Source organism: Xylanibacter rarus (assembly GCF_001275135.1).
GTDB classification, from domain to species: Bacteria; Bacteroidota; Bacteroidia; order Bacteroidales; family Bacteroidaceae; genus Prevotella; species Prevotella rara.
Genome location: NZ_LFQU01000001.1, coordinates 426,068 through 437,945, shown reverse-complemented (window position 1 = coordinate 437,945; position 11,878 = coordinate 426,068). Strand labels below are relative to the sequence as shown.

Here is an 11,878-nt window from a genome sequence, read left to right as displayed (position 1 = left end):
CGGTCGCCATCAAAGAATGCAAGCATCCTTCATGCTGCCCCGCGACTTGCATGTGTTAAGCCTGTAGCTAGCGTTCATCCTGAGCCAGGATCAAACTCTCCACTGTAAAATTTCTTTATAATGTAATCAATACCCGAAGGTAAAGATTAATTTAATCTACTCTGTAATGTACGCATTTCATTATCCAGTATATGTGAATTGCCACCTTTGCAAGAAATGAATCAAGCAATATGGACGGAACCCTACATGTTCTTCCCTTCATGTTTCTTATTAAGAAACGATTGAAGGCCTGTACTGTTTCTGTTGTATATGTAAACTTTTCAAAGAACTCTTTTCTTGTTCGCTATCACTATCGTTGTGAAAGCGAGTGCAAAGATAAGGGGTTTATTTTATTCTCACAAACTTTTTGAGGATTATTTTTCAAAAATATCGATTTTTCTGCTCAAAATTGATATAAATCAAGCAAAACAGAATAATTCTTCGTAAAATCTACGAATTTTACACTAATTTTAAAAATTTAGTCTAAAACCCAAAACAGATAAAAAATTGGAGTTTTATTCATATAAAGAAGATATATTCTTTTTGATTTTCAAATATGCCATAATTCATTTTAGCCAAAATCTGTCATTAGGCCGCACATTGCATTACCAATTTTGTGCATTCATTCTTTCACTCCGTCTTTTGTTTCTATTGGCATCTTCTTGTTCGCTTTTTCCTGACATACCGAAAATGCACTCGATATAAAGAAAAATACGATCCAAATCATAATAACAGATTTGGGTTAAATAAAAAATCCGTTATCCGGAGAGACTCCTTCAAACGGATTTTTCTTGATATGTCTGGTTTTTATTTGTTCACCACCTTATAAGACTTGACTTTCTTGCCATCTGTAACCTTTAATATATATATACCCTGTGGCAGCGACTTGAAATCTTTTCCATTTTTCAGCAACACGCCATCCACTGAATATATCTGATAACTTGCAGAAGCGCCATTCTCGATATCAGCAGGACTTTCTATTGCAGTGGCAGAAGAAGATACAAACAAATTAATGTTGCGAGTCATTGTATATTCTGTCGTACCATCACCACAGAAAACAGGTATAGTGAAAAGTCCGTCGGCATTAATGTCCGGCTCTATGCTGAGCGTACCATCAGAATTATCCATCACATTCCATCCGTCAGGACACTCATAACCATAAAATGCCGAATTTTTATCAAAGCCAACAAACAAGGCATTTAAGTCAATCTTGCTCTCTACGCCAGGAAGAATCTGATAATTTGGCTCAGCCATCCAATTAAGATACTCTTCCAATGCTGTGTAACCTTCGGCATTAAGCGTATTATTATCTTCGAGATTCGGATTTAATCCCTTGGCCTTCTCCCACCAGTCTGGCATACCGTCGCCATCTGTATCAAAATCGGCACCGCGTGTCTCGCCTACTTCAGGGAAATAAACATATCCTTCAGCATCTGTCTCGCGGTCGATAAGTCCCAGTTTACCCGAAACGCTACCCTTTGTACTTGTCGTGCCATTGTATGTCTCGCTTACCATGCGCATGTCGTGCTCATCAAAATAAGGAAGATTGGCTCCGACGTCAGACAGAACCGACTTATAAGCATCCTTTGCATCCTGTATCTCTGCCTTCGAATCGAAGAAGGGCTTGTCTACAAACACCGTCCAATCAACCACCTGTCCCCCAGATGTCTCATATCTGTAAGTTTCGTCAAGCGCATCTTCTGTAACAGATCCGTCCTTATTTATTCTAAGATTGCCTTTAACATAATATGACTGCGAACCTGTGCCGGTGCCTTCAAGCTGCGCACGCAACAAGAAGCGCTGAGTGGTTGCAGGACCCATCTTATAATAGTTATTTACAAAATTACATTCATGTGTTCCGCCGTCTGTGGCACGTCCGCCCCAGTTATATACTACATTATTAAATACGTCATGATGTCCGGCATAACTTCCGGCTCCGTCAAGTCCGCCGCTCAAACTCCAGTTGCGTCCTTCGTTATGAACAAGAAGGTTATGGTGATAAGTGGCAGTGTCGCCGCCAATGGTAGCAGCATATCCGTGTGCCGCACCTGGACCATAATTAGGATGATTTGCCACGTTGAGGGCTTCAGAGATAAGAGTGCGCTGCAATGTGATGTTCTTGGCATTGCGCGAACTGAAAGCCTCGTCGATGGTCCATCCTACAGAGCAGTGGTCCATTATCGCATTATTGTTGCCGGCCATACCAAGACCGTCGAGTCCTTTTGCCTGATCAGCCACATCGTCATTATGATATCCACGGCGCATACGGACAAAGCGTGTGATGCCGTCGCTTGCCACACCGATAGGAGCACCACGGAAAAGGATACCTTTGCCGGGAGCTGTCTGTCCTGCGATGGTAACGTATGGGTCAGAACATGTCAGACGAGACTTAAGGTTGATTGTTCCGGAAACATCGAATACTATAGTACGAGGACCGTCAACTTCAGTAAGTCCATATCTGAAAGTGCCTGGAACAGGAGCCTCTTCAGCAGAATAATCTTCAAGAGACGTTACATGATAAACACTTCCGCCACGACCTCCGATAGCATACTTTCCATATCCTTCGGCTCCGGGGAATGCTATGCGGCGCGGACGGAACGACCATACATCACTCGGATAGGCGTTACCTTCGGCATCGATCTCGTCAACACGCCAATAGTATGTGTTAAGTGCCGACTCGGCGGCAGAGAGGTTGCTTACTGTGTAAAAATCATCATTTGTCTCGCCGACCTTCACCAGCTGATCGGCTGATGTGCCCATATATACAACGCTGCTGACTGCTATCGGCGCTTTAGTCCACCTCAGTGTGAGCGAACCATTGTCTGCATCAACATGATAGTCGAGATTTACGGGATAAGGATCTAAAGCCGTTGAATTAGGATTCGACTCATCCAGCACAATACCGCTGAGGAATATTCCGGAAGTACCATACGTAACACCAGCCTCTGGCTTTGACACAAAACTTACAGTTACGTCAGCACCCTCAACGGCATTAAACGTTATATAAGCCTGTCCGCTGGCAGACGGGCTTTCAGCCCTTGACGACATTATTATATTTTCGGCAACCTTTACGCCATCCACCAGCACGTCAATCGGTGCTACCGAAGAGATATTGCCGTCAGTAACATTGAGATATGCCAACAAGGAGTGGCTGCCGGCTGAAAGTCCCTTAAAGACAAGGTTCATAGTAGCACTCTCCGTTGTAAGCTGAGGAGTGTTGCCGTCAGAATCAAATCCATATACAGCCACACAGTCGCCTACAAGCTTAGAATGCTTGTTCACTCCGTCTTTCCACCAGTTAGATTTCAGAGTTCTGTTTGTAACCGACTGGTCGCCACAGTTGACAACAAGTGTCAGTTTGCGGGTTTCGTCGCCCGGCACTTCAATGTCTGTAAGAGTGTCAGCAACTGCCTTATCTACTGTCCATCCGATATATTTGTCCTCGGTGTCGCGCCCGGGATTAAGCGGAGCGTTATCAAAGTCGATACGCTGTGCCTGCGCTGACAAACTCAACGCACACAAAGAAGCGCCTATTAGCAAATGTTTTTTCATAAGATTAATAAAGTTAATAATTTATATTTATATAATAAGACTTGCTTCATTTTAACGGCGATATAGCCATAATAATAGACAAATCATAAATATAACGATTACGCATAAGTGTTGTAATCACACTTTGGAAAGCAGTTCCATGCTATTAACATTTTTTAATCCATCAAGTCTTATGAACTATTTTCAACCAATACATCTAAACATTATGCACATATTTTGTGCCGATCGGCAAAACAATTTTTTCAAAAAAACTCATCACTCATCACATTGACACGTAACGCAATAATCTTCAATGAGTTACAGCGTGACGAGTTGTTGTGCCAACTCATCACGCTGTAAAACCGGATACGTATTTTACGTATATAAAAACAGCAGGATTATGATGATGTGACGAGTTGAGTATTCAACTCATCACACGCTAAAGCATTGAATATTAGTGAATTAAGGACAATTGTGATAAGTTACGAGTTTCTAAGAAAAACTTTTTATGAATCATGCCGTACACGCAGGAGCAGGCATCTTGCATTGCAATATGTGGCATATCAGCAGGCAATAAGCCGTCAATCAGAATCCAAAAGACCACATATTGCAGCATGCATAACTGGCAAAGTCAGAACATGCACTCTGCCACTGCACCACAATACCAGTACATTATATTATATAGAGCAGAAGAATGTCACCAGGAACGGCACACTGAAATCAACCAAGAAACCGTGAAATACAGACAGCATGACAAACTGCTGGCCTGAATAGCGCAATATTATAGGCAAAGTGGTGTCCATCGTCGTGGCTCCACCGGCAGAAATAGGAGCAAGTTTTCCGAAGAACTTAACCAGCAAAGGAGCACAAAGGAGAGCTATAAGTTCACGCGAGATATTAGCAAGGAGAGCCACCGTGCCCAGCTCAGCTCCACGATATTCTGTGATGAATATGCTTGACAATGAATAATAGCCGAACCCCGAACCGACAGCAAGACAGTCGGTAAAGCCGTGGCGCGGAAACAGGAATGAAGCTGCAGCGGTGCCTGCTAGGGTGCCTACAATGGTCATAAGAGGCAGAAGCATAAGCCGCGGATTGACCGAACGTATGCTGGCGAATATCTTAGAGTCGCTGCCTACGCTGACACCTACAAAAAACATCAGGGCGCACAAAGCACCAAAGCTGACGCTGCTATTGCCCACCAACGAGTCGGGGAGAATGTCGTTCATGCCGAAGACTATACCCAGCACAAAAAAGCCGACGATAATAAGACTGTCTCTCATCGCTCACCGCTCCTTTCTGCATAACGCCATAAAGCCCATGCCAGAACGGCACTGCCCAACGTGCCTGCCACTGCAAGGACAAAAGCCTCGACGCCAAGCGACTTCAAATTACGTATTATCTCGGGGTTTGCTCCCACCTCTACTCCAAGCAGAAACAGAAGCACCCATATAAGGAACATTACAACGCGGGGCAAAAACGCCATGCGGCGGTTACGCAGCAAGCGCCCTAAAAGCATGCCTGAAAGCATGACCAAAATAACTGTAAACATTATGTCTGCAACTATCTTATGGTAAACCTTAGACCCAAATTAAGATTAAAGTTAAACGGCTTGTCCTTATATATGTTAGACACGCTGCTGCCGTTATCGAAATAATAACTTACACCCGGCTCCACATACAGACCCAGAAGGTTGCTGAAGTTGTACTGCACACCTGCGGCAGCATTCACCGACCACTGCGGCCTGCTGTCTTTCATGTCGGTCTCAGTGCGCTTCATTATTGTCTGGTCTGAAACATACTCCGTGCTCGAACGGCCTGAAACGCAAAACTCGGCCATGGTGCCGGCAGAGGCATAAACCTCGAGGAAGTCAGTCTTCCAGATATCATAGTTCACACCCAAAGGTATACCTACATAATGAAGTTTCTGCTCTGTGCGGAATCCGCCTTCATCATCACCTGAAGCAATGTCAGACGACAGATAAGAATAGCTCATACCAGTCTCCACGCCAAGTCTGTCAAGCAACTTGAAACGCACAGACATACCGAGTCTGACGGGCTGGCGGTGTTTAACCTTCACCTCGTTCTCCTCTGTCTCGGCGGCTCTGAGGTTGTCGTTCATAGATGTAAGCATGACAAAATCCTTGTTCAGAACCGGATCAACGTAAGCGTTCATCTGCTGCTGAGACATCATGCCGCCATTAGAAGTGCCTCCAATAGACATGAAGTTGGCACCATATACGCCTACCGACACGCCTGAGTCATGACGCTTGTGCGAACTGACAGCCAGCAGGTCATCATTGTCTGCACGATAAGGCGACTGTCTGCGGCCGGAAGGCTGATGTCTCACTACAGACACCTCCTTCTTTGCTGTTTCAGCAGCTTTGTTTTCTTTATCTGCGGCCACACCGGCATCAGCCACGAGGTTTTCGCCAGCAGTCTCTACCCTTACGCTGTCTACGGCAGCACGCTCTTTTGCTCTCTCAACTACAGCTGCCACTCCGGCCTTTAGCCTAGACAGCGCGGGCTGTACGGCATCGCCGGCTTCATCTGTAGACGCAGATTCATAAGCAACATTATCTGAAGACTTTGCGGCAGAAACGTCAGCCGACTTGTGAGGCGCACTGCCCACAGACGCCAGCTCAGTAGGTGCAGGCTGACTATACTTAACCAGACCGACAACCAAGGCGGCACAAACGGCAGCTGCGGCAGACCATCGCCCCCAGAGAGGAACGATGCGTGCCCGGCGCTTGCCTGTGCTACTGTCTACGGCATCAGCACCTGCCTCGGCCATGGCAGACTCAATATCATCCCACAAGCCTTCCGGAACGGGAGCCTTTCTGTCGTCAAATCGTTTTCTGAGATCTTCTATCCATTGTTTTTCCATGACCTAATCATTTTTATGTGCTGTTTTATATTCTTTAATACGTTTTGCAAGCAGGGCCTTTGCCCTGGAGAACTGAGATGCCGACGAGCTTTCGCCAATGTTAAGCATACGTGCAATCTCTTTATGACTTTTGTTTTCAAACACATAGAGGTTGAAAACCATTCGATAACCAGGAGGGAGAGACAAAATCATCTTATTGATTACATCATCCGGCACGCCTTCCACTTCAGGTTCGTCGGCCGTGTCGGGCACATTCTCGCCATATTCAATAAAACTGTAAGTGGCGCTTTTTCTTATAAACTTCAACGACTCGTTGACCGTTATCCTTGCCATCCATGCCTTCAACGAACCGTCGCCGCGATACTCGAATGTAGAGAGCGACATAAAAATCTTGATAAAGCACTCCTGCAAGACATCCTTGCGGTCGTTTTCGTCTGCGATATAGCGACCACACACGGCAGACAAATATTCTGCATATCTGTCATAAAGGAATTTCATTGCACCCCGGTCTTTCTTAACTACCATTTCGACGAGGTCGTTCTCTTTATATCTGCCGTAGTTTTTTGTCATTCTTTAATATCGAAAAGGCCTGCGCCGAAACACTCGGCGGGGCCTTTTCTGAAATATAATCAACAAACAATAATAATCCGGATTACTTAACACGCGATGAATATGCCGGCTTTTCGGCTATATTCGTGCTTCCGGCAGCCTTACGGCTGCAATAGTCGAACTGTATTGACTTCTCGCCGCTGAACGACTTATATTTCAATGTCAGTTTCACGGTTTTGCCCTCTGTGTCAGGCAGATCGCTCAGGCGGAAAGCCACAAGGGCGTCGCCCCATACTCCGTTGACATCGCCAAAGGCATTGTGACGGAACTCAACCTCATACGGGTCATCGGGATTAACTCCGGTGAACAGGTTGACGAAGTGTGCCACTCCATTGTTGCCCCAACGTGTGCGGAAACGCAGAGTGAGGTATCCGTCTTCGGCAATGTTTACCCAGTCTTTTACAATCTCTATCGGATCTTCACCATATTCAGCCTCGCCTTCTTCACCCGGATAAGGCACACCCTTCTTTGTCAGTATGCTGTCCATCCAGTTTATCTCTACCGACTTGGTATAGTCAGAGTTGACAGGCTTCACCTCTGTAAAGCATACCAGCGCCCTTACCTCCTTGTCGCCGTAAGGCGAAGTCTTCATGTTTGTGGGGAACAGCGTGGTGCTGTCGTCCAACTGAAGGTAAAAACCGTTGTCGCTTACGGGCTTCACCGTAACAAGCGCGTTGGGATAAGGCGGATAATACCAATAAACATCGTTGTCGTTGTCACAAGAGGTGATTGTGAAAACCGACATCATGGCCAACGCTATCACTGTAAAGAATTTCATTGCTTTCATAACATATTTATTATTTATCTTACACCAATGAAATCATCAAAGTGCATTTTACTTGCGTACCGTCAAATGTTTTTAAATTTTATTCACATTTTCAGGAATGAAAGCGGGCCATGATGCAGGAAATATGGCTAGGAAATGCCTAATTACTTCTTAATATTCTCTATCTCTATGCTCTCAAGGCTGCCTGTAACAGGATTGAGAACAATGCTCGTAAGCAGTTTCTTGTCGAAAAGTCCTTCGTCAAGAGCCACCACCTGACCAAACTGAGCGGCATAAAGCTCGTATGCAGCCCATTGCTCAGTGCCCTTAAACAGAGTAACCTTTATCTTTCCCGGAAGATTTACATAAAATCCGCCATTGTCCTTGGCTTTCTTCGTGCTGAGCAGATTTTCCTGAACAGACGGCATGATATGCTTGTCTTCAACACTTACATAATATGGATTGCCGCCAAGGTCGTCGGCATCGGTTATGCCCATCCACTTCGAGAAGCGGAACAGCAGCTGGCGGTCGGTTTCCTTGTTAGGCACAAACACAATCTCGGTTTCAATAGTGTCCTTAACGGTAACGCCCGTAAAGAGCTGCATAAGTCCGCTCTCCTGCTCGTCAAGGTTGCGCATCATTATCTTGAGCTGCTCGCCGTCCTTAGGCATAAAGTCGGCCTGTCCCTTGCTCAGCAGGCTGCGGCTATCGCGTATGTCATAAATCTCTAGAGCGCAAAGCTCAGCCATCTTGGCCGAACTGCCTGCCGAGAGAACATCCTCGTTCATATAGTCGCGCGGATTTAGCGGTGCAGGTTTCGGCGCGGACTTAAACGGCACACGCTCCTTTATCTGCTTCGGTTCTGCATTTATGGCAAGCAGCACACCGTTATCGTCGAGTTCAAGCGTCTGTATATTATGTTTAGAGTCGACCGGAGCCACATAAAACTTAGACGTGTCGCGCTCGCCTTCAGAGTTAATGTCAAGTCCCAACATGCGGTAGGTAACAGAGGGCTGCATGCTGACATTTCTCACCTTCATATATTTTTCGGCATAAACGGCAAACTCGCCCGGCGTATAAGATGTCTTTTCCATCTTCACCGTAAAGCGCAACTCGGTGCGTGGAAGATAATACCCGGTTCCATCTGCCACGTTCTTACCTTTCTGGGCAGATGCGGCATGAAGTCCCATTGTAAAAAGCAATGCACATGTTATCAGCTTCTTCATAATATCTCATTATTTTCGGTTCTAACTTATAATATATGGAAAAGGCAACGGCCATAAGGCCTGTTGCCGGTTTAATCTTCCAGACGGCGGAATGCCTTTGGCAGATATCTGATGATGTCGCCTGCCACCATACTCTCCATTCCTATCTCTTTCGCAGCGAGGTCGCCGGCAAGTCCGTGCAGATACATTCCCAGCATACATGCGTCAGCCTGCCTGTAGCCACGCGCCAAGAGTCCTGTTATTATACCTGTCAGCACGTCGCCGCTTCCGGCTGTTGCCATTCCGGCATTTCCCGTAGAGTTGAAAACGATGTTTCCGTCAGGCATACACAAGGCTGAATTGTGGCCTTTGAGTATGATATAAGCCTGCAGGTGCTCTGCCATGTCGCGGGCATTGCTCAGGCGCTCATAGCTGTCGTTGAACCTGTTGCCAGACAAGCGCTCAAACTCTCTTGGATGCGGCGTCATTATTATGCCCTTGGGCAACTGCTGCAGCCATGCCCTGTGGCTTGCAAGGATGTTCAGGCCGTCGGCATCAACCACAACAGGAATCTGCGCACGGCGCACCTGACTGATAAATGCGATAGCTGCGCCTTCCTGCATGCCCAGTCCGGGTCCGATGCCTAATGCATCATAGTCTGCTGTCTCAACCGACTCTGAGAAGAAGGTTTCTTCCTTGTCGACATGCATTATGGCTTCGGGAACAGACATCTGCAGTATGTCGTTGTTGCGTCTTGGCGTGCAGACGGTCACTTTACCCACACCGCTGCGCAGGCATGCCTTTGTGGCAAGCACGGCGGCTCCGGCCATGCCATAGCTGCCGGCTACGATGAGCGCATGGCCCATGTCGCCCTTATGTGCAAAACAGTCGCGATGCAGCAGACGCGGCCTGAGGTCGTTCTCCTCAAGAATGCGATAATGTGATGTCATCTGCTCCATGCCTTCCTTGCTCAGCCTTATGTCGAGCATGCGAAGCTTGCCGATAAACTGTTGGTTCTCGGCAAAAAGGAACGACAACTTTATGTTTTGCAGTGTCAGCGTAAGGTCAGCCTTTATGATGTTTGCCCTTACGTTATAGGTGTTGTCCTCAGTCATCAGTCCTGACGGGACATCGATGCTCACCACCGTAGCAGCCGACTGATTGATGTACTTGACAAGCGAGGCAAAGCCTCCGGCCAGCGGCTTGTTGAGCCCCGAACCGAACAGGCCGTCGATGACAAGCATGTTCTTTTCGAGTTTCGGAGGGTCAAACTCGTTCACCACCTCGTCAAACTTTCTTACAGCCCTGCATTCAATAAGCCTCTGCTTGTTGGTCTTGCAGTCTTCAGACAAGTTGCCGTTGATGTTGAACAGATAAACGCTTACATCATATTTCTGCTCAGCAAGCATCCTCGACACGGCAAGGGCGTCGCCTCCGTTGTTGCCCGGTCCGGCAAAAACAATCACCGGCATACCATTGCTCCAAGTCTCGGTAATGGCATGCGTTATCGATTTAGCCGCACGCTCCATCAAATCTATCGATTTAACGGGTTCGTGCTCTATTGTATATTTGTCAAGCTCACGAATCTGAGCACCTGTAAAAATCTTCATCAGTGCAAAAATACAAAATTAATGCCAATCGCTTATTAATGTTTGATATATTTTTAGTAATTTTGTGCCAAAATATAAAAAAGCACTATGGACCCAATAACAATCCATGACAAAAAATTCAAGATTTCTTATCCCGAAGCCGAGATTATGAAGCGCGTCAAGGCGGTTGCAGACCGCATAAACAAAGACATGAAGGATAAGAACCCGCTGTTTTTGGCCGTGCTCAACGGCTCGTTCGTTTTTGCAGCCGACCTTATGCGGCTCATAACCATTCCGTGTGAGATTTCCTTCGTGAAGCTGGCCTCATATCAGGGCACAATGTCTACAGGAAAAATCAAGGAGGTTATAGGCATCAACGAGGACATCTCTGGCAGAACAGTAATAATCCTTGAAGACATTGTTGAGAGCGGACTGACAATGAAACGCATGATAGACTCACTCGGAACGCGCAACCCCGAGTCGGTGCATATCTGCACACTCCTGCTCAAGCCCGAAAAACTTACAGTTGATCTGAACATCGAATATGCCGCAATGGAGATTCCTAACGACTTCATCGTTGGCTACGGACTCGACTACAACCAGCAGGGACGCAACCTGCGCGACATATATACTCTGGTGGAAGAGTAAGACAAAATAACATAAAGTAAAAAGATGAAAAATATTGTAATTTTCGGTGCGCCCGGTTCAGGAAAGGGCACACAAAGCGATCTTATGATTAAGAAGTACGGATTTGGCCACATCTCAACAGGCGACGTACTGCGTAACGAAATCAAGAACGAGACAGAACTGGGAAAAACTGCCAAACAATACATCGACAAAGGACAGCTTATTCCTGACGAACTGATGGTAAGCATCCTTGCAAGCGTTTACGACAGCTTCGGAAAAGAGCACAAGGGTGTCATCTTCGACGGCTTCCCCCGCACAATACCGCAGGCAGAGGCTCTGAAGAGCATGCTCAACGAGCGCGGACACAAAATTGCAGCTATGATAGAGCTCGACGTTCCCGAGGACGAACTGATGACACGCCTCATCAAGCGCGGTCAGGAGAGCGGACGCTCTGACGACAACGAGGAGACAATAAAGAAGCGTCTCGACGTTTATCACAACCAGACTGCTCCGCTGATTGAATGGTACTCAAAGGAGAACCTTCATCACCACATCAACGGTCTTGGCGAACTCGACCGCATCTTCGGTGACATCTGCAATGTTATAGACAATCTGTAAATACGTAA

Annotated in this window: 10 protein-coding genes; 2 read left to right on the top strand and 8 right to left on the bottom strand. The window is 46.5% G+C overall.

Going from position 1 to position 11,878, the window contains the following annotated elements; translation table 11 throughout:
- Positions 1-846 precede the first annotated feature (846 nt).
- From ACU52_RS01775 to ACU52_RS01740, 8 genes are all read right to left on the bottom strand, one after another.
- Positions 847-3,591, bottom strand: a complete 2,745-nt coding sequence (locus ACU52_RS01775) for a T9SS type A sorting domain-containing protein (protein ID WP_162207737.1) — start codon at positions 3,589-3,591, stop codon at positions 847-849.
- Positions 3,592-4,247: 656 nt separating this feature from the next.
- A complete protein-coding gene (locus ACU52_RS01770) occupies positions 4,248-4,853 on the bottom strand; it encodes a LysO family transporter (RefSeq protein WP_021853822.1) in 606 nt (201 codons plus the stop codon).
- Positions 4,850-5,122, bottom strand: a complete 273-nt coding sequence (locus ACU52_RS01765) for a LysO family transporter (RefSeq protein ID WP_053397503.1) — start codon at positions 5,120-5,122, stop codon at positions 4,850-4,852. The genes ACU52_RS01770 and ACU52_RS01765 overlap by 4 nt, the downstream gene beginning before the upstream one ends.
- 11 nt (positions 5,123-5,133) lie before the next feature.
- Entirely contained in the window at positions 5,134-6,456 is a 1,323-nt protein-coding gene (locus ACU52_RS01760; RefSeq protein ID WP_053397502.1) for an outer membrane beta-barrel protein, read from the bottom strand.
- Between the two features lie 3 nt (positions 6,457-6,459).
- On the bottom strand, positions 6,460-7,026 hold the full coding sequence (locus tag ACU52_RS01755) for an RNA polymerase sigma factor (RefSeq protein ID WP_053397501.1): 567 nt from the start codon (positions 7,024-7,026) through the stop codon (positions 6,460-6,462).
- 82 nt (positions 7,027-7,108) lie between these two features.
- Positions 7,109-7,852: a NigD1/NigD2 family lipoprotein gene (locus ACU52_RS01750; protein ID WP_021853826.1), complete on the bottom strand. Its 744-nt coding sequence runs from the start codon at positions 7,850-7,852 to the stop codon at positions 7,109-7,111.
- Positions 7,853-7,995: 143 nt separating this feature from the next.
- Positions 7,996-9,057, bottom strand: a complete 1,062-nt coding sequence (locus ACU52_RS01745; protein WP_053397500.1) for a DUF4831 family protein — start codon at positions 9,055-9,057, stop codon at positions 7,996-7,998.
- A 71-nt stretch (positions 9,058-9,128) separates the two neighbouring features.
- Complete coding sequence (locus ACU52_RS01740) at positions 9,129-10,646, bottom strand: bifunctional ADP-dependent NAD(P)H-hydrate dehydratase/NAD(P)H-hydrate epimerase (RefSeq protein ID WP_053397499.1); 1,518 nt, start codon at positions 10,644-10,646, stop codon at positions 9,129-9,131.
- Between the two features lie 87 nt (positions 10,647-10,733).
- Between ACU52_RS01740 and hpt the strand changes: the two genes are divergently transcribed.
- Together hpt and ACU52_RS01730 are read left to right on the top strand one after the other, a co-directional pair.
- A complete protein-coding gene (gene hpt, locus ACU52_RS01735) occupies positions 10,734-11,273 on the top strand; it encodes a hypoxanthine phosphoribosyltransferase (RefSeq protein ID WP_021853829.1) in 540 nt (179 codons plus the stop codon).
- Between the two features lie 24 nt (positions 11,274-11,297).
- Complete coding sequence (locus ACU52_RS01730) at positions 11,298-11,870, top strand: adenylate kinase (protein WP_021853830.1); 573 nt, start codon at positions 11,298-11,300, stop codon at positions 11,868-11,870.
- Positions 11,871-11,878 lie beyond the last annotated feature (8 nt).

Bases quoted from the DNA above. Each gene is read 5' to 3' on its own strand.
- ACU52_RS01765 (WP_053397503.1), bottom strand. From the start codon at position 5,122: ATGTTTACAGTTATTTTGGTCATGCTTTCAGGCATGCTTTTAGGGCGC.
- ACU52_RS01740 (WP_053397499.1), bottom strand. From the start codon at position 10,646: ATGAAGATTTTTACAGGTGCTCAGATTCGTGAGCTTGACAAATATACA.
- ACU52_RS01770 (WP_021853822.1), bottom strand. From the start codon at position 4,853: ATGAGAGACAGTCTTATTATCGTCGGCTTTTTTGTGCTGGGTATAGTC.
- ACU52_RS01730 (WP_021853830.1), top strand. From the start codon at position 11,298: ATGAAAAATATTGTAATTTTCGGTGCGCCCGGTTCAGGAAAGGGCACA.
- ACU52_RS01775 (WP_162207737.1), bottom strand. From the start codon at position 3,591: ATGAAAAAACATTTGCTAATAGGCGCTTCTTTGTGTGCGTTGAGTTTG.
- hpt (WP_021853829.1), top strand. From the start codon at position 10,734: ATGGACCCAATAACAATCCATGACAAAAAATTCAAGATTTCTTATCCC.
- ACU52_RS01760 (WP_053397502.1), bottom strand. From the start codon at position 6,456: ATGGAAAAACAATGGATAGAAGATCTCAGAAAACGATTTGACGACAGA.
- ACU52_RS01745 (WP_053397500.1), bottom strand. From the start codon at position 9,057: ATGAAGAAGCTGATAACATGTGCATTGCTTTTTACAATGGGACTTCAT.
- ACU52_RS01750 (WP_021853826.1), bottom strand. From the start codon at position 7,852: ATGAAAGCAATGAAATTCTTTACAGTGATAGCGTTGGCCATGATGTCG.
- ACU52_RS01755 (WP_053397501.1), bottom strand. From the start codon at position 7,026: ATGACAAAAAACTACGGCAGATATAAAGAGAACGACCTCGTCGAAATG.